This window comes from Peribacillus sp. TH14, from assembly GCF_016651145.1.
GTDB classification, from domain to species: domain Bacteria; phylum Bacillota; class Bacilli; order Bacillales; family DSM-1321; genus Peribacillus; species Peribacillus butanolivorans.
The window spans coordinates 4,350,708-4,377,642 of record NZ_JAEKEK010000001.1; the positions used below are offsets into that span (position 1 = coordinate 4,350,708).

At 37.1% G+C, this 26,935-nt stretch carries 25 protein-coding genes; 17 read left to right on the forward strand and 8 right to left on the reverse strand.

What is annotated here, in order from left to right; all coding sequences use genetic code 11:
• Positions 1-3: 3 nt before the first annotated feature.
• From JFU50_RS21265 to JFU50_RS21285, 5 genes are all read left to right on the forward strand, one after another.
• The gene (locus JFU50_RS21265) at positions 4-693 is read left to right on the forward strand and encodes a response regulator transcription factor (protein WP_201185389.1); all 690 of its coding nucleotides are present in this window, start codon (positions 4-6) and stop codon (positions 691-693) included.
• Positions 686-2,101: a sensor histidine kinase gene (locus tag JFU50_RS21270; RefSeq protein ID WP_201185387.1), complete on the forward strand. Its 1,416-nt coding sequence runs from the start codon at positions 686-688 to the stop codon at positions 2,099-2,101. Before JFU50_RS21265 ends, JFU50_RS21270 begins: the two co-directional genes overlap by 8 nt.
• A 17-nt stretch (positions 2,102-2,118) precedes the next feature.
• Positions 2,119-2,559, forward strand: a complete 441-nt coding sequence (locus JFU50_RS21275) for a FixH family protein (RefSeq protein ID WP_201185385.1) — start codon at positions 2,119-2,121, stop codon at positions 2,557-2,559.
• A gap of 331 nt (positions 2,560-2,890) precedes the next feature.
• Complete coding sequence (locus JFU50_RS21280) at positions 2,891-4,249, forward strand: IS1182 family transposase (RefSeq protein WP_201223992.1); 1,359 nt, start codon at positions 2,891-2,893, stop codon at positions 4,247-4,249.
• Positions 4,250-4,828: 579 nt separating this feature from the next.
• On the forward strand, positions 4,829-5,557 hold the full coding sequence (locus JFU50_RS21285; RefSeq protein ID WP_201223994.1) for a CAP domain-containing protein: 729 nt from the start codon (positions 4,829-4,831) through the stop codon (positions 5,555-5,557).
• Positions 5,558-5,800: 243 nt separating this feature from the next.
• Here JFU50_RS21285 and JFU50_RS21290 read toward each other — a convergent pair whose 3' ends face one another.
• Positions 5,801-6,268 carry an Hsp20/alpha crystallin family protein gene (locus JFU50_RS21290; RefSeq protein ID WP_201185383.1) on the reverse strand — a complete coding sequence of 156 codons (468 nt, stop codon included), beginning with the start codon at positions 6,266-6,268 and terminating at the stop codon, positions 5,801-5,803.
• Positions 6,269-6,426: 158 nt separating this feature from the next.
• On the opposite strand from JFU50_RS21290, the gene JFU50_RS21295 reads away from it, so the two are divergent.
• Positions 6,427-7,200 carry an SDR family oxidoreductase gene (locus tag JFU50_RS21295; protein ID WP_053346579.1) on the forward strand — a complete coding sequence of 258 codons (774 nt, stop codon included), beginning with the start codon at positions 6,427-6,429 and terminating at the stop codon, positions 7,198-7,200.
• A gap of 62 nt (positions 7,201-7,262) precedes the next feature.
• Here JFU50_RS21295 and JFU50_RS21300 read toward each other — a convergent pair whose 3' ends face one another.
• Together JFU50_RS21300 and JFU50_RS21305 are read right to left on the reverse strand one after the other, a co-directional pair.
• The gene (locus JFU50_RS21300) at positions 7,263-8,618 is read right to left on the reverse strand and encodes an MATE family efflux transporter (protein WP_201185381.1); all 1,356 of its coding nucleotides are present in this window, start codon (positions 8,616-8,618) and stop codon (positions 7,263-7,265) included.
• Between the two features lie 129 nt (positions 8,619-8,747).
• Positions 8,748-9,857 (reverse strand): mechanosensitive ion channel family protein, encoded by a 1,110-nt coding sequence (locus tag JFU50_RS21305; protein WP_207196109.1) that lies wholly within the window; start codon positions 9,855-9,857, stop codon positions 8,748-8,750.
• Positions 9,858-10,049: 192 nt separating this feature from the next.
• Between JFU50_RS21305 and JFU50_RS21310 the strand changes: the two genes are divergently transcribed.
• From JFU50_RS21310 to JFU50_RS21330, 5 genes are all read left to right on the forward strand, one after another.
• On the forward strand, positions 10,050-11,138 hold the full coding sequence (locus tag JFU50_RS21310; RefSeq protein ID WP_446728147.1) for an undecaprenyldiphospho-muramoylpentapeptide beta-N-acetylglucosaminyltransferase: 1,089 nt from the start codon (positions 10,050-10,052) through the stop codon (positions 11,136-11,138).
• Between the two features lie 52 nt (positions 11,139-11,190).
• The gene (locus JFU50_RS21315) at positions 11,191-11,340 is read left to right on the forward strand and encodes a DUF2639 domain-containing protein (RefSeq protein WP_082527397.1); all 150 of its coding nucleotides are present in this window, start codon (positions 11,191-11,193) and stop codon (positions 11,338-11,340) included.
• Positions 11,341-11,645: 305 nt separating this feature from the next.
• On the forward strand, positions 11,646-12,749 hold the full coding sequence (locus JFU50_RS21320) for a GerAB/ArcD/ProY family transporter (RefSeq protein WP_201224000.1): 1,104 nt from the start codon (positions 11,646-11,648) through the stop codon (positions 12,747-12,749).
• Positions 12,730-14,202: a spore germination protein gene (locus JFU50_RS21325; protein ID WP_201224002.1), complete on the forward strand. Its 1,473-nt coding sequence runs from the start codon at positions 12,730-12,732 to the stop codon at positions 14,200-14,202. The genes JFU50_RS21320 and JFU50_RS21325 overlap by 20 nt, the downstream gene beginning before the upstream one ends.
• 2 nt (positions 14,203-14,204) lie before the next feature.
• Positions 14,205-15,374 (forward strand): Ger(x)C family spore germination protein, encoded by a 1,170-nt coding sequence (locus tag JFU50_RS21330; protein ID WP_201224004.1) that lies wholly within the window; start codon positions 14,205-14,207, stop codon positions 15,372-15,374.
• A gap of 75 nt (positions 15,375-15,449) precedes the next feature.
• Here the strand turns inward: JFU50_RS21330 and JFU50_RS21335 are convergent, their stop codons facing one another.
• The 4 genes from JFU50_RS21335 to JFU50_RS21350 all read right to left on the reverse strand — a co-directional run bounded on the left by JFU50_RS21335 (position 15,450) and on the right by JFU50_RS21350 (position 18,406).
• Positions 15,450-16,133 (reverse strand): LrgB family protein, encoded by a 684-nt coding sequence (locus tag JFU50_RS21335; RefSeq protein ID WP_201224007.1) that lies wholly within the window; start codon positions 16,131-16,133, stop codon positions 15,450-15,452.
• Complete coding sequence (locus JFU50_RS21340) at positions 16,108-16,500, reverse strand: CidA/LrgA family protein (protein WP_053346572.1); 393 nt, start codon at positions 16,498-16,500, stop codon at positions 16,108-16,110. The genes JFU50_RS21335 and JFU50_RS21340 overlap by 26 nt, the downstream gene beginning before the upstream one ends.
• A gap of 216 nt (positions 16,501-16,716) precedes the next feature.
• On the reverse strand, positions 16,717-17,271 hold the full coding sequence (locus JFU50_RS21345; protein WP_201224009.1) for a GNAT family N-acetyltransferase: 555 nt from the start codon (positions 17,269-17,271) through the stop codon (positions 16,717-16,719).
• A gap of 352 nt (positions 17,272-17,623) precedes the next feature.
• Positions 17,624-18,406: an undecaprenyl-diphosphate phosphatase gene (locus JFU50_RS21350; RefSeq protein ID WP_201224011.1), complete on the reverse strand. Its 783-nt coding sequence runs from the start codon at positions 18,404-18,406 to the stop codon at positions 17,624-17,626.
• Positions 18,407-18,628: 222 nt separating this feature from the next.
• Between JFU50_RS21350 and JFU50_RS21355 the strand changes: the two genes are divergently transcribed.
• The 5 genes from JFU50_RS21355 (at position 18,629) to dapF (ending at position 23,364) form a co-directional block, all read left to right on the forward strand.
• Positions 18,629-18,949, forward strand: coding sequence for a DUF4870 domain-containing protein (locus JFU50_RS21355; protein ID WP_056520737.1), 321 nt, complete (start codon positions 18,629-18,631; stop codon positions 18,947-18,949).
• Positions 18,950-19,215: 266 nt separating this feature from the next.
• Positions 19,216-20,010, forward strand: a complete 795-nt coding sequence (locus JFU50_RS21360) for a hypothetical protein (protein WP_201224013.1) — start codon at positions 19,216-19,218, stop codon at positions 20,008-20,010.
• A gap of 77 nt (positions 20,011-20,087) precedes the next feature.
• Entirely contained in the window at positions 20,088-20,663 is a 576-nt protein-coding gene (locus JFU50_RS21365; RefSeq protein ID WP_053346567.1) for a beta-class carbonic anhydrase, read from the forward strand.
• Between the two features lie 163 nt (positions 20,664-20,826).
• Complete coding sequence (locus JFU50_RS21370) at positions 20,827-22,128, forward strand: NCS2 family permease (RefSeq protein ID WP_057219073.1); 1,302 nt, start codon at positions 20,827-20,829, stop codon at positions 22,126-22,128.
• Between the two features lie 249 nt (positions 22,129-22,377).
• Positions 22,378-23,364 (forward strand): diaminopimelate epimerase, encoded by a 987-nt coding sequence (gene dapF, locus JFU50_RS21375; RefSeq protein WP_201224015.1) that lies wholly within the window; start codon positions 22,378-22,380, stop codon positions 23,362-23,364.
• Positions 23,365-23,377: 13 nt separating this feature from the next.
• Here the strand turns inward: dapF and JFU50_RS21380 are convergent, their stop codons facing one another.
• Positions 23,378-25,258: a DNA ligase D gene (locus tag JFU50_RS21380; protein WP_242489071.1), complete on the reverse strand. Its 1,881-nt coding sequence runs from the start codon at positions 25,256-25,258 to the stop codon at positions 23,378-23,380.
• A gap of 116 nt (positions 25,259-25,374) precedes the next feature.
• Here JFU50_RS21380 and ku point away from each other — a divergent pair, with 116 nt between their 5' ends.
• Positions 25,375-26,220, forward strand: coding sequence for a non-homologous end joining protein Ku (gene ku / locus JFU50_RS21385; protein WP_098176335.1), 846 nt, complete (start codon positions 25,375-25,377; stop codon positions 26,218-26,220).
• Positions 26,221-26,935: the final 715 nt, after the last annotated feature.

Consider the following 26,935-nt stretch of genomic DNA (forward strand, 5'->3'; position numbering starts at 1 on the left):
AACATGCACGGTTACACCATTTTAGTCGTTGATGATGAAGAAGATATGCGTAATTTAGTTGAAATGTATTTGCTTAACTCAGGGTATCGATGCCTTCAAGCTGCAAATGGTAAAGAGGCTATAAGTCTGGTTGAAACATATGAAGTCGATTTAATCCTTTTGGATATCATGATGCCAGAAATGGACGGTTTTTGCGTCTGTGAAAAAATCCGTTCAAGTTCGGATGTTCCTGTAATTTTTGTTAGTGCGAAAGGTGAAGAATGGGATAAGGTAAAAGGGTTGAAGCTCGGTGGGGACGATTACATTGTAAAGCCATTTAATCCGGGTGAACTCGTAGCAAGGGTGGAAGCGGTATTAAGAAGAACAGGGAAAATCTCATTGAATGAAGAAAATCAAACTTCCGTCCGATTCGGTAAAATCAATTTAAACCTCCAATCAAGAACGGTTCTGCTAGATGGGAAGCCAATCAATTTGACCTTGAAAGAGTTTGAATTGCTTCTATTTCTTATGCGTCATAAAAATCAGGCACTCAGCCGTGAACAACTACTTGAAAATGTTTGGAGCGGAGAATATGGAGGATCTTTACGTACGGTCGATACCCATATCAAAACGCTTAGGATGAAATTGAGGGCGGCCGATTATATTCAAACTGTCTGGGGAATTGGTTATAAGATTGAGGAAAAAAATGAGTAATAAGTGGTCATCACTCTCTTTTAAACTATGGCTAACTATTATTACAGCAATCATTCTTTCAGTGTTGTTCGCTTATTCTCTTTCTCAATATTATTATAAAAATTTGTATGTGGAAAAGTTGAAAACCGATCTAGTCAATGAAGCTTCCTTGCTTGGAGCGGACTATTTCGGAGGTGAGATCAGTGATGACTTCAAACAACAAGTTGAATGGTTTAACAGTAAAAGTGACAGCGAGGTCTTTGTCGTCAATAATCCAAGGGAATTAAGTGCCTGCCTTCCCTTTGAAATCAATTATGACACCCTCATTTCTGCAGAAGAACGGCAAATGCTCTTAGATGGAAAGGTTGTTGAAAAAGAGGGGTATGAGAAAAGGTTTGAAAAGAACATCGTAGCGGCTATCATTCCCTTGATTGATGAAGACCGCCTCGAAGGTATCATCTATACATATATTCCTGTAGACTCGATTACAGATTTACTTAAGGAATTTGCTGCAAAATGGATGGCAGCCGTTCTCTTATTCTTAATTGTTTCCATTTTATTGACAACAAAATGGTTGAAAAAGCTAGTCAGTCCGATTAAGGAAATCGAGACAGCTGTCCATCGTGTCTCAGAGGGAGATTATGACATACAGATTCAGGTAAAGAGCCATGATGAAATAGGGAATCTAGCACATGCTTTTAATGAAATGGCCAAATCCATTCATTTAGAGGAAGAAAGAAAAAAAGAGTTTCTCGAAAATGTTGCCCATGAACTCCGGACGCCGCTAAGTTACGTGAAAGGTTACACGCAGGCTATATTGGATGGTGTTGTGAAAAATGAGGAAGAAGAGCAAAAATATCTTCAACTTATTTCAAGGGAAGCACTTAGGCTACAGCGGCTTGTAGGTGATTTGATGGACTTATCTAAATTGGACAGTGATCAATTCACTTTAAATAAAACTCCGATTGCCTATGCACAATTCATTGAAGATGTACTTGCCAAATATGAACCGATATTAAAAGAAAAGCAGCTTGGTTTAGAGCTCGAACTAGATCCGGATCCAATTATACTAGGAGATGAAGGAAGGATAGAGCAAATCCTTCATAATGTCTTTGATAACGCCGTTAAGTATACGAATCCAGATGGATTCATCAAAATTACTTTAAGACAGTATAAAGGAGATTGCGAGCTCATAGTCACTGACACGGGCAACGGGATTCCTGCAGCTGATTTACCTTATGTAATGAATCGCTTTTATAGAGTAAACAAAGCACGAAGCCGATTTGATGGCGGATCGGGGCTGGGTCTTTCCATCGTGAAAAAATTGGTGGAGCTACAAAATGGTAAAATTGAAATAGAAAGCAGGGAACATACAGGTACAAAAGTCAGCATTGTGCTTCCGACCATAAAAGAAGATTGGACTTCATAAAAAAGGGGAAACGTTCAATGATAAAAAAGATAATGTTATTATGTACAGCTTTAATCTTGTTGGCAGGATGTGGCAAGGAAGAGGAAATTCCGAAAATGCTAAATGTCGAGTTAACTGTCGATCCTGTTCAAGGAGAAATAAATGAGCCGGTAAAGTTTCAGGCAAAAGTGACTTATGGGGATGAAGAAGTGACGGATGCGGATGATGTCAGTTTTGAAATATGGCTTGCAAATAGTGATGACCACGACAAAACGGCTGTAAAACATAAAGGAAAAGGTATCTATGAATTGGAAAAAACCTTTGATAAAGAAGGAACCTATTATGTTTATGCTCATGTAACGGCAAGGAATATGCACAACATGCCTAAAGAGGAATTCGTCATAGGCAAACCAAGTCAGCCTGAAGAAAACGGAGGTAAAAAGGAAATGGACGAGATGAATGATGAAGAAAAGAAATAATAATTTTACTGATAAAACTAAAACAATTCGGGGTTTACCCGGATTGTTCAGACTGTAGACAAACTCGATGAAAATCGAGTTTGTCTACAGTTTTTTGAGGGGTGTAAAAATTCGAACGTTGATTTCCACTCCAGGCACTCGCTTTCCGCGGGCGGTCAGGGAGCCTCCTCGGCGCCTTTGCGCCTGTGGGGTCTCCCTTGGACACGCTTTTCCCGCAGGAGTCTCGCACCTTCCGTTCCAATCAACTTTGTTTTAACAATTAGAAATAAACACTTTTTCCTACAGTCTTTTTTGTTTTAATATAGGAGTATTAAAACTTGAGGTGATGACGATGCTTTCGAAACATAATTCTATTCAGCGAGATCAACTTGAAATGATTACTTTGGATCAACTGGTGCCAGCGAACCATTTGGTTCGTAAAATTGAGGGGGCCATTGACTTCACTTTCATTTATGACTTGGTGAAAGAGATGTATTCAGAGATAGGCCGCCCAAGTATTGATCCAGTTATTTTAGTTAAATTGACATTCATTCAATATACCTTCGGTATTCGTTCGATGCGTAAAACGATTGAAGAAGTTGAAACGAATATGGCTTACCGTTGGTTTTTAGGTTACGGTTTCCATGATAAAGTACCTCACTTCTCAACGTTCGGGAAAAATTATGAGCGTCGCTTTAAAGATACAGACCTGTTTGAACAGATTTTTTATCGTATCTTAATGACAGCCTCAGAAAGAAAGTTAATTAGTGCAGAGCACGTATTCGTTGATTCAACACATGTGAAAGCCAGTGCGAATAAGCGGAAATTCGAAAAGAAAATCGTTCGTAAGGAAACACGAGCATATCAAGGACGCCTTCAAGAAGAAATAAATCAAGATCGTGAAAACAATGGAAAGAAGCCTTTTCCACCGGATAAATTTGATAAAGAAGAAACCAAAGAAATTAAAGAAAGTTCAACTGACCCTGAGAGTGGCTACTATGTAAAAGATGAACGAACAAAACAGTTTGCCTATTCATTTCATGCGGCTGCAGACCGCAACGGTTTTGTGCTGGGGACGATTGTAACACCAGGAAATACGCATGATAGTCATATCTTAGAGCCTCATGTTGAACAAGTGATTGAGAAAGTTGGAAAACCTGAAGCTGTTGCCGCAGATGCAGCTTACAAAACACCAGCCATTACAAGCTACCTTTTTGGGAAAGAAATCACACCAGCTTTACCCTATACACGTCCACGAACAAAAGAAGGGTTCTTTCGCAAGCATGACTATGTTTACGATGAACATTTTAATTGTTATCTCTGCCCATCGGGCGAGATTTTAAAGTACTCAACAACAAATAAAGAGGGCTATCGCGAGTACAAATCACCCAAACACACTTGTGCGACATGCTCATTTTTATCACAGTGTACAGTAAGCAAAGACCATCAAAAAGTGGTGACACGCCATATCTGGCAAAATTATATGGAAGAAGCAGATCATCTGCGTCACCACAAGGATGTAAAACCTATATATGCGAAACGCAAAGAAACAATAGAGCGTGTATTCGCAGATGCAAAAGAAAAGCATGGTATGCGTTGGACTACTTTAAGGGGACTTAAAAAATTGTCGATGCAGGCGATGCTTACATTCGTCGCCATGAATTTAAAGAAGATTGCCAATTGGACATGGCAAGGTCCAATAATGGCTTAATAAAGTGGGCTCGTAGAGGCCCAATCTCTTAATCTTGATCAAAATTCAAAGGGAATTTCAAAAGGGGTATAGAATTAAAACATTCTGGACCCCTTTTGTCTACAAACTGAACAATTCGGGGTTTACCCGGATTGTTTTTTATTTTTGTAAAAATTAAGGGTTTTAAAATAGTTTTAGAGTATATGAATTTTGAATTCTCATTACTTAAGAAAAAAGTACACATAAAAATGACGAAAATCAACTTTAAATCGATAAATTTGTAACATAAAAGTAAAGAAAGTCATACTAAAGGGTTTGGCAACGAGATGTCAACTAAAAGTTATTAGTATTCCATGGAAATGGTTCTATGTAACTACCATTGACAAGGATTGTCTGGAAAAATATGAGTATATGTACTAGATCCCAAAACATCGATAGAGAAAGCTTTTTTGATTACTTTCTCTGAAACTTGGATCAAAATTTTTTCACATTCGTTACCTGTAAAACATATGGAAATAGATGGTTCCTATATTACAAAAAACGCATGTTATGATGAATCCAGAAACAAAACACCAATGAACTTTACAGGAGGAATTACAAATGAAAAAGAAAATGTTTATGTCAGCAGCAGCAGCAGCAGCTATAATTTTCACTGGAGTGGGAGCTAACCAAGCAGAAGCAGCAAACTGTGATACTGTTAAACAAGTAACATATAAATCTATTAATCAAGAAGATATGCAAAAAGTCCTTAACCAATATTTAACTAAATACAACATAACATTACCTGCTTCACAATCCTTACAAGTTCAACAACCAGTTCAACAACCAGTTCAAAAACCAGCTCAAGAACAAGCTCAAAAACCAGTTCAAAAACCAGTTCAAAAACCAGCTGGAACTACGAATTCACAACCTGAAAAAAATACTGATGAAAAAACAGAGACAAGCTCTGAATTAAGCGCTTTTGAACAACAAGTGGTTAAATTAACTAATGCAGAGCGTGCAAAACAAGGATTGGCAGCTCTTAAAATAGATACAGAATTGAGCAAGGTTGCTCGTTTGAAATCTCAAGATATGAAAGACAAAAATTACTTTGATCATAATAGCCCAACTTACGGCTCTCCATTTGATATGATGAAAAAATTTGGAATCAGCTACACATCAGCTGGGGAAAATATCGCACAAGGTCAAAAAACACCTGAAGAAGTAGTTGAAGCTTGGATGAACAGCCAAGGACATCGTGAAAACATCATGAACTCAAGCTTTACTCATATCGGAGTAGGCTACGTAGAATCTGGTAACTACTGGACTCAACAGTTCATCGGAAAATAATAAGAATGATAGATTAATAGTAGAGTGTACCCTGGGAATCATATGGGTGCACTCTTTTTTTTTATTAAGTCGTTGAAATATATAGGATAGATAAGGGAATTGATTCTAAATAGAATGAATTCCATCAAATCCGAATAAAATTTAGTCGATACTGCTATAAATAGCATCGATTTTACAAATACTCGCATCAACACAAAAGCAGGAACCGCACTTATTCATTAGTGAGGCTCCAGTAGCGCCAAATTAAATATCAGATACATCAATTTCCGAATACTGGGCATTGAAACTTTTCTGCAGACGGATTTCCAATGTTGATTCTTTAAATTGTGCGGATGCTCCTTTCTTCTTTACAAGAGCAGGCAATGTAATTACATGCCGGTCCGTCGCTTCTGGGATTCCCTCAACGATGGATTGATTAGATGTATGGTAAAGTTTCATTTTTTTTAGCCATGCTTCATCTTCTATGGGAATTCTTACAAAGACAAATAAATGGGTTTCAAATACCTCGGCATGTAAAGGGTGTTCAGTTCTAGTATTTTCTTTTTGTGAGCTAGTATCGTTTTGTTGCATCATTCCTTGCATATTTTCAGGGATCATCTGCGAAAATATCTTTTCAATGAACGACTGTACATCACTTTGCTGCATATTTTTCATGAAATCCTTTTGGTTTGAATTATTTTTTAAAGAAAAAAGTGAATTCCAAGGAAACATGTTGAATTCCTCTCTCCTGCAATCAACTGACAGGGTTATTTCTGTTATTTTATGCAGGCTGAAGCCTAGATGTTCATTTGTATATTTGCTAAATTATAGAAAATGAATCAAACTTATGTATAATTAAGTAAAATCCATTAGATAAAGAGGGAATGCCTGTGGATGATAAAGTAGCTTTTATAACTGGAGGAGCAACGGGAATCGGCAAGAGAATCGCCTATTCACTCGCAAATAATGGAGTGTCTATTATCATTACGTATCGAAAAAGTAAAAAAGCAGCTTTAGCATTGGTGACTGAATTGCAGGAAAGGTACCATATTAAGGCGCTCGCTCTTGAAGGTGATGCTTCAAGTGAGAAAGATTGTAAACAGGTAACAGAATTGGTCATAGAAGCCTTCGGACATGTTGACATGTTCATTCATAATGCTGGGCCATATATGCATGAACGTAGGCCTATGACTGAATATAGCAGTGATGAGTGGAATTACATTATGAACGGTAATTTAAATGGTTTTTTCTATTTTGCTAAGGAAATTATTCCTCATATGCGCAGAAGAAGTTGGGGTAGGATCATTACTTTAGGGTTTGACCGCTGTGAGACGGCACCAGGTTGGATTTATCGTTCCGCTTTTGCCGCAGCCAAAAGCGGATTGACTTCCTTAACTAGAACTTTAGCGGTTGAAGAAGCAACAAATGGAATCACCGTGAATATGGTCTGTCCCGGCGATATTATTGGTGAATGGAAGGAAGAAGAGATAATAGTTGCAAAAGGACAAAAGGATGTAACTGTTCCAATTGGCAGACCGGGGACGGGAGAAGATTTAGCTCGAGTCATCACGTTCTTATGTGATGAACAATCCGATTTTATTACCGGAAGCATCATTCCGGTTACAGGTGGAAAAGATGTTTTGGGGAAAATTCACAAAGCTTAGTTTGTTTAATTTGGTTATTAAAATGGAAAAAGGTGAGTCCGTTAATTCGGCCTCACCTTTTTTTAAACCATTTTTTTATATTTTACTTGCTGTATATACCTTAAACGTGCTGCCAAACCTATAGCTCCAAGAGCCAAACCGGAAATTAAGCCAATCCAATATCCGAAGGCTCCCATACCTGTATATTTTGCAAATATAAAACCGATGGGTAGCCCTAGAATCCAATAGGATACTAGAGACATAGCGAAGGTAACATTTACATCTTTATATCCTCGTAGTATTCCTTGTATAGGTGCCTGGAGTGCATCAGAAATCTGAAAGAAGATTGCATATATTAAAAAATGTGATGTCAGCATCATTACATTATAGTCTTTTGTGTATGCCGACGCGACGGGTTCACGGAAGAGAAATAGAATGGCCGACAAAACAAGCGACATCGTTAATGCCATGGTAATCCCAATCCAGCTGTATTCTTTGGCATCTTTGTATCGAGCTGCCCCGATTTCAAATCCAATTACAATTGTCAATGCCATTGATATACTTAGCGGCATCATATAAAGCAATGATGCAAAATTCATTGCAATCTGGTGCGAAGCAATTGTCACGGTATCATATTTACTCATCAAAAGGGTAACCGCTGAGAAAATACTTGTTTCAAAAAAGATAGCCAGCCCGATAGGCACCCCAATTATTAATAGTGCACGCCACTCTTTCCAGGAAATCCGGAAAAACTCACGGAAAACTTTATAGGTTGAAAATGGGCTGATTTTAACCACAACAAGGATGGCAACCAGGGCAATTAACCAATAAGTAATTGCTGTTGCATACCCTGAACCAACGCCGCCAAGTTCAGGGAATCCAAACTTTCCGTATATTAACAGGTAATTAAATACGACGTTAATTGGCAGTGCACATAAGGTTATTATCATAGAAATTCTAGTTTGGCCAAGCGCATCAATGAAGGCTCTCAACGCATTATAAACGAATAGGGGAATAATCCCGATTGAAAGGGCGATCAAATAGTCATGGGCTACCCGGTGGACAGTATCTTCAAGATTCATGGCATTTAATATGGGGTTTAATGCAAACGCCCCAATGATTAAAATGACTAAAGCTAAAGTGACGGCTAAATAAACTGCCTGCATTACTGAATAGGAAACGGATTTCGACTGCTTGGAACCGACGAGCTGTGAGACCACCGGCGTTAAGGCAATCAAAATCCCGCTCAACCCCGTATAAACAGGTGTCCAAAGTGAACTACCGATTGAAACGCCAGCAACGTCCTGCGTACTGTACTGTCCCGACATCATCACATCAAAAAATGTCATGGCATAAAGGCCAATTTGAGTGATCAGAATGGGGATTAATATATAAAATAATAGGCGGATCTTTTGTGATTTTGTATAAGTCTGATTCATCGATGTACCTCAATATCAATATTTGAAATTTTCCACACAATGAAAGAATTATATCACATAAGCTTGTGATGGTTTAAGTTTTTATTTGATACCAAAAAAGACTTACCGTAAAAACGGCAAGTCTTTTTGTCAGTCGCGCATGGATTCAAATTCATTCATGTCCGCGGTTGAGTCTTTTTGAAGGATGAATGCTTGTGAAGGGATGGCGATTTGAACGTCTTCATTTTCAAGTATCTCCATTATATTAAAGTTAACATCTTCTTTGAGTGATAGATATCCCCCAAAGTCTGTTGCATTTGAGAAGAAATATAGGTAGAGATTGAAACCAGAATGACTAAACTCGTCAAATTTCACAAGAATCGTTTCTGGATGTATTTCTGGGTGTTCAATGAGCATATTTTCTATTCTCTTAATGACGTTTTCCAACTTATCTTTTGGTGTTGTGAAATTTATACCTAGATGAAAAGCAATCTGTCTTTTACCCATTTTTGACCAGTTGATGATAGGTTCATTCGAAAGGGTAGCATTCGGGACAGTAACTAAAGCTTGGGCAAAAGTCCGTACTTTGGTACTTCGAAATGTGATATCTTCAATGGTTCCTTCCACGCTTGGTGTTTTGATCCAATCACCAATGGTAAAGGGTTTTTCTGTAACGATGACAATTCCTCCAAAGAAATTGCTGACGGTATCCTTAGCGGCAAGTGCAAAGGCTAATCCTCCTAAGCCAAGTCCGGCAACAAATCCATTGACGTTAAATCCCCACTCTTCCGCAATGATAGAGAAGCCCAAAGCCATGATGATTATTTTAATGATTTTTGTAAAGAATGGCATGACAATTAGATCTACCTCAAGACCGAATTTACTGACCAATTTCGGAAAAAGGATGGTTAAGATCGAACTGATATTGATCATCGTCCAAAAGAATAAGAAAGCAAAAAATGAACGGTATATCTTCGATTTTAATTCATCCGAAGGTATGTCAATCGGAAAATAATACAACGATAGAATCACACCGAGCAAAACGATAAGCCATCTCATCGGCTGTTCTAAGGCAAGCATTAAGTTGGCTGCAAATTCAACTTTGCGTTTTTTTGCAACTCGTAGAAAGAACTTGAATATATAGGTGGTAAATACTTTCCGAAGCAAAAGGACGATTAGAAAAATACCTATTGAAATTCCTAGTTTGGTCCATGCCTCTATTCCATCAAATTGATGGAGAGATTGAGAAACTTCTTGCAATGTATTACTCCTCCAATGTATCTTGTAGTATTGTAGAATACTAAGATTATAATATAATCATAATGAAAAAGGAAAATTAATCGATGATTACATTTATTACGTTACATTACGGTTCACTGAATACTTTTTCAAGTTATTAATGTTAGGGATATATGGTAATATGGATGCAAAGTGATTTTTTAAGTTTGGAAGGTGGAAATATTGACTAAGAAAATAGTGTTTACCGGAGGCGGCTCAGCCGGCCACGTGTCTGTTAATGCGACCATTATCCCGGAATTTTTAGAGCATGATTGGGATATTACTTATATTGGTTCAAAAAAAGGTATAGAAAAAAATATTATCGAAAAGGAATTTCCTGAAATCCGTTATGAAACGATTTCAGTTGGGAAATTCAGACGATACCTATCAGCGGAGAACCTAAAAGATCCGTTCCGAGTCATTAAAGGGATTTTTGATGCACGAAAAATTTTAAAAAAGACAAAGCCTGATTTCATATTTTCAAAAGGCGGGTTCGTATCCGTACCAGTCGTATTGGCGGGAAGGATGCTGAGAATCCCGATTGCCATACATGAATCGGACTATACACCTGGCCTAGCTAATAAAATTGCAATGCCGCTTGCATCGAAAATTTTCACCACGTTCCAGGAGACAGAAAAGGACTTGCCAAAAGAGAAGGCCATGTATCTTGGAGCAGTATTACGGGATGGGATTTTTTCTGGAAACGCTTCGAGTGGAAAAGCATTTTGTGGTTTTACGAACAACAAGCCAGTGTTACTCGTTATGGGTGGCAGCCTTGGAGCTGTAAAAATCAATAAATTGATTACTGAAAACCTTGAAGCATTATTAAAGGACTACCAGATTATTCATATTTGTGGAAAAGGGAATGTCCAAACGGAATTGAAACAAAGAGGGTATGCTCCTTTTGAATATGTCCACGAAGAATTATTTGACCTTTTAGCAGCGGCTGATGTAGTTGTTTCAAGGGCTGGTTCAAATTCAATCTTTGAATTCCTTGGTCTGCAAAAGCCAATGTTGCTCATTCCGCTAAGTGCCAATGCATCTCGTGGGGATCAAATTTTAAATGCTTCAAGCTTTGAAAAACAAGGTTTTTGTAAAGTCATTCAAGAAGAAGATTTAAATGATCAAATCTTTAATAGCACATTAGCTGATTTAGTGAATAAATCAGATGAGTATCAAGCGAAAATGCGTCAAAAGCGCCCATTCAAAACGGCGGCTGAAATGTATGATTTATTAATTGATGTAATGACAGCAAAAAAATAAGTATCAATTCCCTCTTCAAAGCATATCTTTTTCGAACAGAGGAGGGGGTAGTATGGCTTATAAATATTCCAAAGGTTGGTTCGTTCAACAATTAAAAGATGCAGAAATAAGATACCATCCAATTGAGCGAAGAAAGCTGGAGCTTTATAAAACCCATATTTTGAGACGTTTATACGAAGACCTGCAAAAAGAGAAACCATAAAAGAACCGTAACTGCTAGTACGTTGCGGTTCTTTTTTCTAAACGTCGTTAACTTTTTGTGAGGAGATTAGTAAACCTAAAAAAATTTGTGAAAAGTCTATAATAGTAGAATAGTACGAAACTAGAATAAATAATAAAGAAGCCGACTCTTTTTGGGAATTTCTAACTAGAGGATCGGCTTCTTTTTTTGTATGAAAAATAATCCTTGGATATAAACCCAATATTCAGCAAAAGATAAACCTCAATAATAAACAGTAAACAGTTGCTGGTTCCTATATAAAATACTTTAAGTTCGGAGTTTAAAACATGACAAAGATTAATTCCAAATCCTCACTAAATATTGTTGTCCTTTCAGTAGGATTGCTGAATCACGTTATGATTATTCCTCTCGTACTAGAGGTAGCGGGAAGAGATGCTTGGTTATTTGCCGCTCTTACAGGACTTTTATCAATAGCTTGGGGGTTCCTTTTATATTGGATATTAAAAAAGAAAAAAAAAGAACACCTCTTTCCCTGGCTGGAAAATCGGATTGGTAAACGATTTACCAAGCTGATATTCTTTTTCCTCGTAATTTATTTGATTACGATCATCTTGACGACAGCTAAAGATATGGTTGACTGGATCAATACAACTTCTTTAAATCAAACACCACCATTTGCCATTATTATTCCTTTTGCGTTGATATGTGCTGCACTTTCTTACTCGAATCTTAGATCAATTGCTATTAATTCAGCTATTTTATTACCTTTTGTCATTATCCTTGGTATCTTTGTAGCCACTGGTAATATTCCCGAAAAAAATTATGATTTTCTATTTCCTCTATTCGAACAAGGCTATTTTCATGGCATTAAGTCAATGTACTACATAGCAAATGGATATTTGGAGTTGATTATCATTATATTGTTCCAGCATCACCTATCTAATGGGGATTCCATTAAGCTGAAAACAGTTATTGGAATGATGGTTATTGTAACTATATTAATTCTCGGGCCGCTTACTGGTGCCATTGTTGAGTTTGGACCCGTCCTGTCTAATGAAATGCGCTATCCGGCTTATGAACAATGGCGACTGTTGACAATTGGAAAATATATTGCCCATACTGACTTCTTTTCCATATATCAATGGCTTTCAGGCGCATTTATTCGAATTTCTATAGCCATGTTTTTAATTCCTGATTTATTAAGAGTCAAATCACTGCTCATTAAAAAGGGGATACTCATGAGTCTTGCCATTATGATGGTTATCATCACTATTATTCCTCTTAGTAATATCATTTTTTATGATTTTTTAAAGAACTATTATTTTCAAGGAACTTTCTTTTTCCTTGTAACCCTAATTCTTTTGTTTACAGTTACCGCAGTTATACAACCTAAACGGAAGGAGGTTTCTGATGAAACTATTCAAAAATAAACAAATTGAACAGTCATTTTATAACGAAGAGTTCTTCAGGCGACTTTTCAGCAATAGTCCGGACGTATCATTTAAGGTGATATTAGGTGAAAATGACGAAACAGCTAAAATCACTTTATTTTTTTATCCTGGAATGGTAGATACTCTTGAGTTGAATGGCAATGTATTACGAAACCTCAAATCAATGTTAGATAAGAAAGATAATATTAGAAATATGATAACGGCATTTCATCCTTCATTAGCATTGACAGAAATTTCTTGCAGTCCAGTTGACAACGACGATGTAAATAGACGGATTTTTAGCGGCGAAGTGTTAATTTTCTTTCAACAATCACAACAGCTATTTTCATTACCTTTGCCTGATGTTCCCAACCGGAAGCCAGAGGAATCTTCATTTGAAGTATCCCTTCGTGGACCACGTGATGGATTTGTTGAAGACCTTTCGACAAACGTTGCTCTCATTCGTAAACGGCTGAGAACAGGTTCCCTCTCTTACGAAGAGTTTATTATTGGGAATCGCAGTCAAACTACAGTAGCACTGATGTATATAGATGACATCATCAATCCTGAACTTGTTAGGCTCGTCCGTGAAAGACTGAATACTCTAGATGTTGATGTGTTAATTAGTAGCCATCAGCTTGAGGAACTCATCTCTAAAGGGAAATTCAAATTATTTCCTTTGACTCATTATACAAGCAGACCCGATTTTTGTGTCGGATCATTAACCCAAGGCAGGTTTATAGTACTTATGAACGGTGCACCTACTGTTATCATAGCCCCGACCACTTTATTGCTTCAGATTAAAGCAGCTGAAGATTCGAGTCTTCCTTTTCTATTCGTTTCTTTTGAACGGTTTCTTCGAGGATTTGGTTTGATTTTTTCTATTTTACTTCCAGGGTTTTGGGTAGCTTTATCAGCATATAACATTGACCAGATGCCTTTTCCTTTACTTGCAACAGTCAGCATCTCAAGGTTGGGCCTTCCTGTTTCTGTTGCCATTGAAATGTTCCTTATGCTCGGTTTATTTGAGCTATTTCGAGAATCTGGAGTAAGGCTGCCACAAGCAGTTGGTCAAACTGTGGCGGTTGTAGGTGGTTTAATTGTCGGTGATGCAGCTATCCGTGCCGGTTTGACGTCCCCAACGATGCTTGTTATCGCTTCGGTCACATCAGTCGCATCCTATACATTAGTTAATCAATCTTTAACGGGGACTGTATCTGTGCTTCGTTTATTTATCTTAATATTAGGTTCTGTTCTAGGCATCTATGGTCTTCTTGTTGGTTTCTTAATTGTTACTTGTTGGGTCTCTTGTCTTGAGTCATTTGGAGTTCCATATATGAATGAATTTTCACCGCCTAATTTCCAAAAACTCACAGATGCTATTTTCAAAAGACCGTGGTATTCAAAGAAAAAAAATGAAGGTGCTCTTGATCGCACGCAAAAGGGGGAGTAACAATGACACGACGTTTGTCGAAGCTTTTCCTTATCTTTTCGGTCTTGTTCATTTTAACAGGTTGCTGGGATTATAAAGACATTCAGGATATCCATTATGTAACTGCTTTAGGAGTAGATTATGAAGACGGTAAGTATGTTGTGTATGTGCAACTTGTTGATTTGTCTGCTGTTGCCAAAACTGAAGCTAAAAGTTCGGAACCAACAAAAGTTTATATAGGCAAACATAGTGGGAAATCCATATCAGAAGCCATTAATCACTTATATCAAACAGCTCAACAGCGATTATATCTTGGACAAGTTTCAACATTTGTGCTCACAGATAAAGCAATAGAGCATAATATTAATGATATAGTGGATGCCGCCTTCAGGTTTAATTTAATCAGGTATTCAAGTAATATTTTTGCGACAAAAAAACCTTTGGATGAATTGTTTTCTATAAAAGGGTTTTTTAATTTAACCCCTTTATACTCAGAGTTGCATTTTCCAAAACCTATCTATGAAAACCTTTCCTATATTGAACCGATTACATTGAGAACCTTTATTTCCACCTACAGGGATGTATCTATCACAACAACACTCCCAACTATTTCATGGAGTGGCAATGATTGGACTGAAGATAAAAAAAAGCGGAAGACCTTTACAATTGACGGGGCTTATGTGATTTATTATAAAAAATCCATGAATTGGTATTCAGTTGAAGACTTGAAAGGATCGCGTTGGATTACAAAGAAAACGAATAGAACACCAATCGAATTCACAAAAGCGAATGGGACAACTTATATTTCGTTAACTCACCCTCATGTAAAAATTAAACCGATTGTGAAAAATAATGAAGCTAAATTCACCTTAGATGTTGACATTAAGGGGAGTATTTTAGAATTATCAACAAACGATAGCTTGAAAAACCTTGAAAAATTTGTTCAGGATTATATAAAAAAAGACATTGAACAAACATTTGAAATTGGCTTAAAACGCAATGGGGATCCACTTGGTCTTGGCCAAAAATTGTACCGAAAAGACTTGCGATTTTGGAAGAACAACAATATTAATGAACCGAAGGATTATTTGCATGCAAATTCTTTCGAACAAATTAACATAAATGTTAACCTTGCCAATGCTGGTACTCTCGAATACAATCCGTTTAAAAATGAAAAACTCCCTAATAACTAAGTTCAGCATTAAAAAAACAGGGACTGGCAGTTTCAAAAGAACCGCAACGTCTCTTGACGTTGCGGTTCTTTTATTTTATAAAAAATTATCTATTAGAGGAAAGAAGCAGGAAATAAGGATACCGGCGATAGCCATGGCTGCGCCTGCGACAGCACCAGTAAATTCACTTTCCTGTGTAGCTTGCGCAGTACCGAGACCATGAGCAATAGTACCATAAGCAATGCCGCGAGCGAATGGCATAGTAATGTTAAGTTTATCCATCATTCTAGGGGCAATCATCGTACCTAATACTCCGGTCAAAATAACGAAGGCGGCTGAAACATTAGGGTTACCTCCATAAAGTTCGGTGATTTCTACAGCGATTGGTACTGTAATTGACTTAACCGCTAATCCTTGAAGAATGAACTGTGGAAGAGAAAAGGCATTGGCGATGACGAAGGCAAGAATTAATGTTACCGTAAGCCCTAAAAGCATGCCGCTAATAGCAGGAATTCCATATTTAACAATTATGGTCCTATTTTTATAAAGTGGTACGGCCAAGGCAACGGTAGCTGGGCCCAGGAAATAGGTAATGATGTCTTTACCTGTTGAATAATCATTGAAATCTAAACCGCTGAACAGAAGCACAAGAATAATTGTTACCGTACTAAAAAATACGGGAGTCGTAAAGGGTGATGGATGTTTAGCATATATTTTCCTTCCAATAAAATAGGCAAGGATTGTTATTAATATGCTATAAATGGTAATGAGCGTTGTCATGCTGTTTAACCTCTCCTCTATGGGATAACTTCTGAACCGTCCAGGCTGAAACGATAAATCCAAAAATTAAACTGACGCCCAATGTGAGTGCTAACGGCAGACCAAATTTTATGAAAAGCCACCCCATGGTCATTAAGCTAATAGAAATAGGGATAAAGAAAAAGGCAAGGTGCTTCACCAGAAATCCTGAAGTAAGTTCAATCCACTCGACTTTTAGAATTCTTGTCTGTAACAAAATGAATAAAAGAATCATGCCGATTACATTACCTGGAATAGGCAATTGAAGGTGATCAGATAAATAATAGCCAAGCTTGCAAAGGATAAGCAACATTAAAAGTTGCATGATAAAAGTAAATGATTTTTTCATGATTAGTTCCTTTCAAAAACGGTTTGAATATATTTGTGAATAAGTCAAGTGTATTCATTATAAAAAAATAATCCTAAAAATAATAGGGTATTGCAACATTCTTTTATATCTTCCTGTAAAAATTGAAAAAGGAGCGTTCCAATTTAGGAAGCTCCTATCTTATATGAATAATAAGTAACCTATCTTATCCAAGGATATTAACTTGCGTTATTTCTTTTATGCTTCAAGTAACTGCTGTTCGTCATCATCGTTCTGTCTAAGGATGTGAAAGGTGTATAAATCTTTAGGAATTTCATACAAATCAAAGATATCTTCACCATGATTAATTTGATCATAAAGGGACTTTCTTGTTCCGTTTGCATTGACGGCATAGGGGAGCTTTTCAGCGGCTTTCAAAGAACGGATATTTTTTTTGCGAATACGCATGAAGACTGTTTCCATACCGAGCTCGAAAAAAAGCTCTTTAAAGAAAGCATCTTTTGCGATGGCATTATATCCTTTACCATGATAGGGTTTGCCAAGCCACGTGCCAAGGAAACCTGCACCATTTTCAATATCGTATAAAGAAATACAACCGATGGGGTTTTCCCATTCATCTAAAATTGTTCGTGAAATGAGTTCACCAGTTTCTTCGGCCTCGATCGTTTGCTTAGTAACGAATACATATTCTTCATATGAATCTACTTTATGGCGCACGAAAGGGAAGACATCTGGATGCGTCATTTGTTCATAAAGAGAAAAACAATCTGTAAAATCTCTCTTTTTTAACATTTCCGTCCCTCCGTTTGAGGGCAGTTCTTATGCGTAGTCGCTGCCCACCCTCGAAATTTTTTAAGTCGTTCGTCAAAAAATTTCGGGGTGGGAATCGAACCCACTAGAACCGGAAACCGGTGGCGCACCATTTGCCTTCCCTATTTTTATTGTCTGAAAATATATAAATCTAAAGAACCTTACGAAGGTATAATACTAAAAAAAAAACGGTTTGGGAATAGGTTTTTTGCCTTTTTTTTCGTCAAATTTCAACTTTTTTATGAAGGTTAAAATTGGAAGGCAAACGCGTGCTTTTTTCTTTAGAAAAATTGATTTTATTCCCTATTTTTTTGAGAAATGCTTTTTGTTTTTATTAAAATTTCCCTGTAATTTGCATGAATAAAATGATCGTACCGAGTGCCCAAACATAAATAGAAAATATTTTCAGTGAACGCTTCTTTAAAAAATCAATCATCCACACAACGGCGATATAGCCAAAGATTGCTGCGGCCAGGGTACCGACAAAAAGGGCTGTGATTGGAAGCCGTTCAACATCTCCTGTAAAAATGGGTTTCATCTGAAATACGATGCCCCCTGTAATTGCAGGAATCGATAACAAAAAGGAAAAATAGGCGGCAGTGGCTCTGTCAAGCTTGCAGAAAAGTCCAGCGGCGATGGTCAATCCAGAACGTGATAGGGCAGGCATGATGGCAGCGGCTTGAAATGTCCCGATAATAAGGGCATCTTTTATGGAAATTTCATTCAGCGATTTGCTCCCTTTTCTTACCCCGTCTGCTAACCATAAAATCAGTCCGGTGACTAAAAATTCCCAGGCGATTGTCACTCCTGTTTTTGATAGGCCGTCAAACCAATCGCCTAGTAAAAGACCGGCAACCACAGCAGGGAATGTTCCTGCAATCAAGAGCAGCGTCATTTTGGAGAAAGGGTTTTTCAGTAAGAAAATAATGTCATCCTTGTAGACAACTAATAAGGCAAGCAAGGTTCCGATATGAAGCATGGTATCTAGAAAAATGCCTGCCTCGTCAAGATGGAATAAATGCCGCCCTAAATATAAATGTCCTGTACTTGAAATAGGTAAAAACTCAGTCAAGCCTTGAATGATTCCAAGGATAAAGGCTTGAAATTGATTTAGCAAAAAAACATCACCCCAGTCTAGGTGTTTTAGGACAATCCTTTATTTTATCTGTATGCACAAGAAGGATGAAAATGTTCAGATTTTTTGGAAATTAAATTACCAACAAGATTTGTGAAGGAAAAGATAGTCCTCTTCAACTTTTTTCGAATATAATGAAAGGAAAATGAAACTATTTGTTATTTGATTCGTAATTATTCATATGAGAGAGGAGGAGAAGACACTATGCCTACTAAAGATGAAAGAGTGTTTGCTGCCCTTATATATGTCATCAGCTTTTTTACAGCTTTTGTCGGTCCTTTGGTCATTTGGCTACTTAAGAAGGACTCGTCACAATTTGTAGATTATCACGGAAGGGAATATCTGAACTTTTTTATTTCCTACACCGTATATTCGATTGTTGCAGGGATTCTGTCACTGGTACTGATTGGATTCTTACTATTGCCGGTTATCGGAATAGCTTTAATCGTATTTACTATCATTGCTGCAGTCAGGGCTTATGAAGGAACAGACTATCGCTTTCCACTAATTTTTAGAATTTTATAGAATGTAAAAAGGGGTTCGTTATACACGAGTCCCTTTTTATCATCTGGGAATATTTACTTTGTTAGGAAAAATAATTACGACGCTGTGTTTAGTTCGATAATTGCCTTATTATTAAAAAAGGGAATAGGTCACATTAAAGCGAATAAAGTATTATAATATTTCCTTCAATAACCTTTAAGAGAAATGAGTGACAGGTCGCTTGACACCTTGCCGATAATTGTCAATTCAGACGGTGATTCTTCTATATAAGGAGTAAGGAGCAGAATATGAATATTCGCGAATATTATCAAAAAACGAGCAATTCAAATTTTCATGCATCTTGGATCTCTCTTGTATTGGCCATTGTTTTTTTTATTTGTCATGCTTTTACAATAATTCCTGGTAACATTTTATTGATAACGGCTCCATTTATTTTTTTAAGTATTGCCCAATTTGTAAGTCATCGGATTTATGAAAATAGAATAAAGGAATTGCCTATCGAACTAATTGAAACGAATACAGGTTTATTACAAACTAAACATGTACTACTGACTTTTATGCCTGCTCCAACTTTACGGCTACTCCTATTTGCGCCTAATGGGTCTCTTTTGGGCGAAATTCGAGATTTAAATATGAAGTGGTTCATGTGGATGGTTCCGAATTTCTTATCGATGCTATTGCCTAAGCGATATGAATTGGTCGACCATGAGGGGCATTTACTTGCTAAGTACTATATTAAAAGAGGCCTTTTTAATAAGGTTACGATTTTGGATCATCAAGGTGGGGTTATTGGGTTTTATCAAGAAAATAAGTCACTCGTGAAAATTAATGGAATGATTTATAAGTTTGACGGGACAGAATGGATGCCTGTTCAAACATCGGGAAGTTTAACTTCTTTTGAGATTAAGACAAAAGAAGGAGAAAAGGTTGTTTCGTACCAAGAAGGGTGGATGCCCTTAGAGTGGGGGAAAAGATTTAAGACAAATACACCTATTCTTACCTTTTCATCTAACGTTGAAGAAAGTCCAAAGATCATCATATTTGGGTTTTGTGCAGCTACTCTAAACCATCGCTCTAATTGACTAAAATATCTTTTTAACCAATCTTCGAAATATTTGATATAATAAAAGTGAAATACATAGAAAAAAGGGTGGTAATTATGAGTTTACTTAATGAAATTCTTGAATTTAATGAACAGTTTGTAGAAGAAGGTGAATATGTTAAGTACACAACTGATAAGTACCCTGAGAAACGTATGGTTATTATCAGTTGTATGGATACTCGGCTTGTCGAGTTATTGCCAAAATCTATGAATGTCAAAAATGGCGATGTGAAAATATTGAAAACTGCTGGCGCAATCGTCTCCCATCCATTTGGAAGCGTCATGCGGAGTATTCTTGTAGCTATTTATGAGCTAAAAGCAGATGAAGTTTTTGTTATACCTCATCATGACTGTGGAATGGCATCAGTTGATGCTGATTCTGTAGTTGAAAAGATGATTGATCGTGATATTCCGAAAAGTACCATTGATACACTTGGAGCTGCGGGAATAGATATCCGTAGTTGGCTTCGCGGATTTGATGATGTATATGAAAGTGTTAAAAAAAGCGTGGAAGTAATCAAAGGCCATCCTTTAATTCCAAAGAATATTCCTGTACATGGACTGATTATTTCGCCGGATACAGGTAAATTAGAATTGGTTGTTGATGGTTATGCGGTAGAAGAAAACCAATAAAAACAATTGGTTCGTTGAAAAAACTGTCGGAATTATTTCCGACAGTTTTTTTAAGTTTGAGAAATGCTATTTATTTTTATCAGTTTTTTTGTTAAAATCACCAAGTGTAGTTTGTCACAGATACAAACGGGTGGGTGAGGGATAAATTTAGTAAGGATACAACATGAATAAAAAAAACTTGGAAGCGTTTTTTCATTTTTCCAAATATGAAACGAATGGAAAACGTGAAATCCTCGCCGGAGTTGTCGGCTATTTTACGATAGTGTATATTCTCGTCGTGAATTCTCTGATTTTATCAGAGGCGGGCATACCGATTAATGGTGCAGTAATTGCCACAATTCTTCTATCAGCTTTAAGCTGTATCATGATAGGGCTTTGGGCAAATGTTCCAATCCTTATCGTTCCAGGCATGGGTGTCAATGCCCTTTTTGCATATACAATGGTTCAAGGAATGGGTCTGTCTTGGCAATCGGCACTTGGTGCTGTTTTTATCTCGGGGTTTATTTTTGTAGTCATCGCTTTTACAAAATACTCGAAATTAATTAGTGATTCAATCCCAAGTTCGATAAAAGATGCCATCTCTGTGGGTCTAGGTTTATTTTTGATGCTAATCGGTCTCGAAAAGGGCGGGATTATAACAGGCGGTTCGTCGTCAATTGTTGCCCTTGGAGATTTAGGTGATCCAGCTGTGCTTTCGACGGTGCTGACATTTTTACTGGCCATCACGTTATTTATCAAGAATGTTCCAGGTAATTTTATGATTACCATCATAGCAGGTAGTCTTATTGCTTACTGGTTTGGTACAGTTCAACTCTCGGATATCCAATTTTCAGGTTTAGACACAGCCTCCTATAGTGATCTCTTCTTTTCATTATCGTTCATTGAGGCAGGCAGAATTGAATTCTGGATAAGCGTCTTTGCTATGACAATGGTTCTTGTCTTTGAAAATATTGGTCTTGTACACGGACATGTACAAAGTATCAACCGTCCTGAAGCTTATAAAAAGTCACTGCAAGCTACAAGTGTTTCCGTTCTTCTTTCAGGTATCTTCGGTTCTAGTCCTACGGTTGCAACTGTCGAAACAGCAGCTGGAATCGCATCAGGAGGCAGAACTGGTTTGACATCAGTAGTGACAGGCCTGTTATTCATTCTTTCCCTATTATTTATACCGGTAATTAAAGTGATCCCAGACAGTGCCATTGCTCCAATATTAATTATTATTGGCATTCTGATGCTAGAAAATATTAAAAAGCTAGATTTTAGCGACTTTACCGAAAGCATACCGGCAATCTTAATTATCACAATCATTCCATTTACTTACAGTATTGCAGATGGAATGGCTTTTGGTTTTATCCTTTACCCGTTCTTGAAACTGGTAACTGGAAAAGCAAAAGAGGTCTCAACTCCGATGTATGTGAGTGCGGGATTGTTTATCGTCTATTTTATTATCGGAATGATTGGTTGACATTTTGGAAGAGCGGTTGGAATAAGAAACTTCTTATTCTAGCCGCTCTTTATTGCATATAGTAACTAAAATGGAGTGGACTATAATGTTGCTTACACTCTGTGCCTTTAATAGGTGAGATGAAAAAAACTCCTGAAGGAAATTTCGATTTATTGTAAATTTCGCAATGACACATCTGTTCTGAAAATGCTATGATAAAAGATATTAAAATAATGATATATAAAAGTAGCAAATTGAGGAAGTGACAGGATGATTATTGAAGGTTTAAAAAGCCATGGATCAGGCAATGATTTTTTAATCATTGATGAATTAACAACAACCTTGACGTTTACTGAAGAAGAACGCAAAAATTTAGCCCAGACTCTTTGTAATAGGGAAAAGCTCGGAGCGGATGGTATTTTATTTGTAATGAAAAGTGAACATGCAGATGCAAGAATGCGTGTCTTTAATGCGGATGGGTCGGAAGCATCAATGTGTGGTAATGGACTTCGTTGTGTGGCTCGTTATGCATATGACGTTCTAGGGCTTGATAAAATGATTGTGGAGACGATGAAAGCAAATTTACTCGTTGAAAAAACGGAAGATATCTATAAAGGGATTCCAACTTTCAAGGTGGAAATTTCCCCAGTTAGTTTTAAGGTAAAGGACCTTCCGCTTATCGTTGAAAAGGAACAATTGCAAAATGAACCATTGCCGGAGCTACATGATTCCCTTTTATTTTCGGCATTGGCAGTTCCTAATCCGCATTTAATTACTTTGGTCGATAGTGATGTGCTGCAAAGTGAATTGCAGGCAGAACTTTCAATGAAGGTCAATCAGTCGAACGAGCTGTTCCCTGATGGTGTCAATGTCAGTTTTGTGAAAGAGCTGGAGCCAGGTAGTATTTATGTCCGGACATTTGAACGAGGCGTAGGATTCACAAATGCCTGCGGAACAGCGATGTCGGCTTCTAGTCTGATTACATGTTCTGTTGGACTAAACTCATTAGAAAGTGAAATTTCCGTTTATAATAATGGCGGGAAAGTTAAATGTGTTGTGCATTATGATAAAGAAAGCAAAAAATATTCGATTGATTTAATCGGGAACGCAACCTATGAATATAAGGCGTTGATTGAAATTGACTTAAATCAGCCGGAAAAGTTTGAACTACTTGAAAAACATGACTATGACGCGGAAACAAGTCTGTATGCTAAGTTGCAGGCAGAAGTACAAAGCTATTTAAAAACTACGCTATAAAGTACGAGACCAACTATGAGTTGGTCTTTTTTTGTTTGAGAAAGGACAAAACCTCAAGAAAAGCAGGGCCATTATTGACATGTCTGTAATCCTTAAAGGCACACCCCAATCTTTTAATTCTATTTGGTACGGTTTCAATCGTAAAGTCTTTGAGCTGAAGTCTTTCGCCCACTTCTTCCCAATATAATGGTGTAGCAACACCAGCAAACGGATTACCGCGCGGGGAATAAGGGGCAATAATGGTTTTCCCTTCACTATGCTGTACAAAGTCAAGGTAGAGTCGATTTTGCCGATTTTTCTTCAATCGTTCCATTGTAAAATCATCTGGGTAAGAGCTTATTAAGTAATGACCGAGAAAATCGGTGAACATACGTGTTTCTTGATAGGAAAAGATGTCTTCCGGTAGTGGAATATGAATTTGCAGCCCTTTGTTTCCGGAAGTTTTTACAAATGCTTTGATATTTAAAGAATCCATTACCTTCTTTATTTCAAGTGCAGCTTTAATTGCTAAAGAAAAAAATTCAATCGAGGGTGGATCTAAATCCAGGACGATTTCATCAGGTTTTACTTTTCCCGCTTTCTGAAATGGAGTATGAAACTCTAGTGCAAGTTGGTTGCCAAACCACAGCAATGTTTCAATATCATTACACAACATATACTCAATATCCTCATCCCAGAACGTTTTAATAGATGCAGGCGCATAATCTGGTTTGTTTTTTTGGAAAAATTTTTCATTGTCCATAGATCCATGGGGATAACGAATCGTTGTTAGCAGTTTATCCTTTAAAAAGGGTAAGAAAAATGCAGAAACCTCTCGTAAATATTGAAGGTATTCAACTTTTATCACCTGTTTGTCATCGATTATCCAAAGTGGTTTATCCCGGGAAGATATTTGTATTGAATCTGGAAATGTAAATTGGCTGATTACGAATTTTTCCCAAGTACATTCATTGGGGGATGTCTGTAAAAGCCATTGTGAAAACTGAGGTTCACGTAATTCATTTTCCTCGTATACATGTAAAAATTGAACTTCAATACAAATGGACGGATGTATATAAAAGAATTGTTCGTCTTCTTCTGAAGCATTTTGTTTTATCAGTTCGTGTAAGATACTTTTATCATGAGCGCTAAGCCCATTTTTGACACTACCAATTTTCGTGATTTCATTCCCTTTATATACTGCGAGGGAAACATATCCGTTTTCTTTATTCAAAGCTGTGATGAAGCAGGAAACAGCCCTCCAATTTTTCACTTTGATCCAGGAAGTGGAACGTTTTCCTTCTTGCCAAGTACTTTGAATTTCCTTGGCGACTATCCCTTCTCCATCTAAGAGGATGACTTTATTTATTGCCTTATCTAAATCGACATAACTCTCAATCAATTGAATTAAAGCCTTATCATTTGGATTAGGAGGCATAGGCAATTCAAGTATTTCTCCAAGGTTTTTAATCATTTTCCTTCGTTCTGACATTGAATTAGTGGTAAGGTCATTTCCGTTGATCCTAAGCAGGTCAAACACGATAAACCGGCATGGGGTAAAATTAGCTTTTTCAGAAATCAGGGATTGTTTCCGTAGGCGGCCACGCCATTGTACCTCAAAAAAGTCTGCTTTTGCTTCATTTGTGAGCCAGACTAATTCACCATCTAACTGCAGTGGTAGAAAACTTTTAAGATCTAGGTCATTAATAAATGTACTGATTTCTGGGAAAAGGGAAGATAATTCCTTCCCGTTTCGACTCGTAATTTTTACCGTATGGGCATCTATTGTTAAAATGGCACGAAAACCGTCATATTTGACTTCATAACGCCAATCCGTGGATTTCGGGGCTTCGGGGTAATATGTTGGCAGCATCGGTTTCATTTTATTTGTACCTCCGCAATAAGTGATTGACATTATTTTTGCCAAAATAATGAGGTGTTAGAGTTGGCAAATGTTTTTTCGAATTATTTTAGACAAGAGGGAATAATAAGCCTGTACTTCTATTTATAAAAAGTTATGAGGTGATGAATATGCATACCATTTGGAAGGGAAGCATTTCTTTCGGTTTGGTGAACATTCCGATAAAACTTCATGCCGCAACGGAAGATAAGGACATATCCTTGCGAACGTTGCATAAGGAATGCCACTCACCAATTAAATACGAAAAAGTTTGTCCGGTCTGCCAGAAGGAAGTAGGCAAGGAAGACATTGTTCGTGCTTTTGAATATACAAAAGGAAAGTTTGTTGTATTAGAAGACAATGAGCTAGAAGAACTTAAAAAACAAAATGAAGAAAAATCAGTGGAAATCATGGATTTTGTTAAAATTGAAGAAATAGATCCGATATATTTTAACCGTAGTTATTTTATGTCTCCAAATGATGGTGGCATAAAAGCCTATTCCCTATTGCGGCAAGCACTCAAGGAATCGAATAAAGTTGGGTTAGCAAAAATCATCATCCGTTCAAAGGAACAAATGGCGGTTATAAGGGTTGTAGATAACACCTTGTTGATGGAAACGATTCATTATCCAGATGAAGTACGCTCCGCAGCAGATGTTCCGAATATCCCTGCAAATGATACAATTGTAAAAAAAGAAATTGATACGGCAATTTTATTAATAGATCAATTAACGACGACTTTCGATCCGACAAAATACAATGATGATTATCGAACGGCGTTACTTGAGCTGATTGAATCAAAGAAGACAGGACAGAAGACGATTACAGCCAAAACAAAAGAAACAGTGTCCAACAATGTTACCGATTTAATGGAAGCTTTACAAGCATCCATTGATCGAACGAAACCTGATAAACTGGAAGGGAAAAAAACGACGACCCGGAAAAAAGCGGCACCGAAAAAAAAGAAACAAGCGTAAAAAAAGAAGCTGAGTGGAAGACGAACCAATGTCTCTCAGCTTCTTTTTGTTTTTTCAGAAGGGGAACAAAGTGAATACAGTGGTTAAAGAGGTACACATAGCTGAAGAGTTTAAACGGAATACATATTAATAAAGTTTGTGTTTTGTATAGATAATTGGGTTGCCCGTGGAGATATTTGTAGGACTAATCTATGCGGTAGAGGAAGAATGTGAATTAAAACCCTTGGTTTTTTTAGTAAGAAAAACGAAATGGTTCTTTTTGACAGAGAAGAAGCTGAGAATTTAAAAAGAAAAGGTAGTGTTTTAGGCTGATGTGTTTTAATGGAGTGATTCTGAGCAGAGCAAAATATTATTCTGAAGATGATAGTGTCATTCAGTAAGGCGATATATGGCTGATCTTTATTGTAGGGATTGAGTAGTGGATTTGAAGAAGGCAAAAAAATTCGCTCCCTGAAGAGCGACAAAGAGGAAATTAATCGTGAAATCAACATATAGGCGACCAATTTTGTTTTTCGACTATATATTGTGTTCATATTCTACCATATTTAATTCTGAAATAGCAACCAAATTACCGAAACTATAGTACGATTTTTCTGAAAATCAGTAATTTTCCACCATTTCTCCCGGAAGTAGACGTTTTTATCTTCTCTGAAATAGTAAAGTAATTAAAATAGATGCAGAATAAAATGAATTTTTAGTATAATGTATTCATATA

What these genes read in the sequence shown, in the direction of transcription:
- JFU50_RS21265 (WP_201185389.1), top strand. Translation starts at nt 4, where the DNA reads ATGCACGGTTACACCATTTTAGTCGTTGATGATGAAGAAGATATGCGT.
- JFU50_RS21270 (WP_201185387.1), top strand. Translation starts at nt 686, where the DNA reads ATGAGTAATAAGTGGTCATCACTCTCTTTTAAACTATGGCTAACTATT.
- JFU50_RS21275 (WP_201185385.1), top strand. Translation starts at nt 2,119, where the DNA reads ATGATAAAAAAGATAATGTTATTATGTACAGCTTTAATCTTGTTGGCA.
- JFU50_RS21280 (WP_201223992.1), top strand. Translation starts at nt 2,891, where the DNA reads ATGCTTTCGAAACATAATTCTATTCAGCGAGATCAACTTGAAATGATT.
- JFU50_RS21285 (WP_201223994.1), top strand. Translation starts at nt 4,829, where the DNA reads ATGAAAAAGAAAATGTTTATGTCAGCAGCAGCAGCAGCAGCTATAATT.
- JFU50_RS21290 (WP_201185383.1), bottom strand. Translation starts at nt 6,268, where the DNA reads ATGTTTCCTTGGAATTCACTTTTTTCTTTAAAAAATAATTCAAACCAA.
- JFU50_RS21300 (WP_201185381.1), bottom strand. Translation starts at nt 8,618, where the DNA reads ATGAATCAGACTTATACAAAATCACAAAAGATCCGCCTATTATTTTAT.
- JFU50_RS21315 (WP_082527397.1), top strand. Translation starts at nt 11,191, where the DNA reads ATGGCTTATAAATATTCCAAAGGTTGGTTCGTTCAACAATTAAAAGAT.
- JFU50_RS21320 (WP_201224000.1), top strand. Translation starts at nt 11,646, where the DNA reads ATGACAAAGATTAATTCCAAATCCTCACTAAATATTGTTGTCCTTTCA.
- JFU50_RS21325 (WP_201224002.1), top strand. Translation starts at nt 12,730, where the DNA reads ATGAAACTATTCAAAAATAAACAAATTGAACAGTCATTTTATAACGAA.
- JFU50_RS21330 (WP_201224004.1), top strand. Translation starts at nt 14,205, where the DNA reads ATGACACGACGTTTGTCGAAGCTTTTCCTTATCTTTTCGGTCTTGTTC.
- JFU50_RS21335 (WP_201224007.1), bottom strand. Translation starts at nt 16,133, where the DNA reads ATGACAACGCTCATTACCATTTATAGCATATTAATAACAATCCTTGCC.
- JFU50_RS21340 (WP_053346572.1), bottom strand. Translation starts at nt 16,500, where the DNA reads ATGAAAAAATCATTTACTTTTATCATGCAACTTTTAATGTTGCTTATC.
- JFU50_RS21345 (WP_201224009.1), bottom strand. Translation starts at nt 17,271, where the DNA reads ATGTTAAAAAAGAGAGATTTTACAGATTGTTTTTCTCTTTATGAACAA.
- JFU50_RS21355 (WP_056520737.1), top strand. Translation starts at nt 18,629, where the DNA reads ATGCCTACTAAAGATGAAAGAGTGTTTGCTGCCCTTATATATGTCATC.
- JFU50_RS21360 (WP_201224013.1), top strand. Translation starts at nt 19,216, where the DNA reads ATGAATATTCGCGAATATTATCAAAAAACGAGCAATTCAAATTTTCAT.
- JFU50_RS21365 (WP_053346567.1), top strand. Translation starts at nt 20,088, where the DNA reads ATGAGTTTACTTAATGAAATTCTTGAATTTAATGAACAGTTTGTAGAA.
- JFU50_RS21370 (WP_057219073.1), top strand. Translation starts at nt 20,827, where the DNA reads ATGAATAAAAAAAACTTGGAAGCGTTTTTTCATTTTTCCAAATATGAA.
- dapF (WP_201224015.1), top strand. Translation starts at nt 22,378, where the DNA reads ATGATTATTGAAGGTTTAAAAAGCCATGGATCAGGCAATGATTTTTTA.
- JFU50_RS21380 (WP_242489071.1), bottom strand. Translation starts at nt 25,258, where the DNA reads ATGTCAATCACTTATTGCGGAGGTACAAATAAAATGAAACCGATGCTG.
- ku (WP_098176335.1), top strand. Translation starts at nt 25,375, where the DNA reads ATGCATACCATTTGGAAGGGAAGCATTTCTTTCGGTTTGGTGAACATT.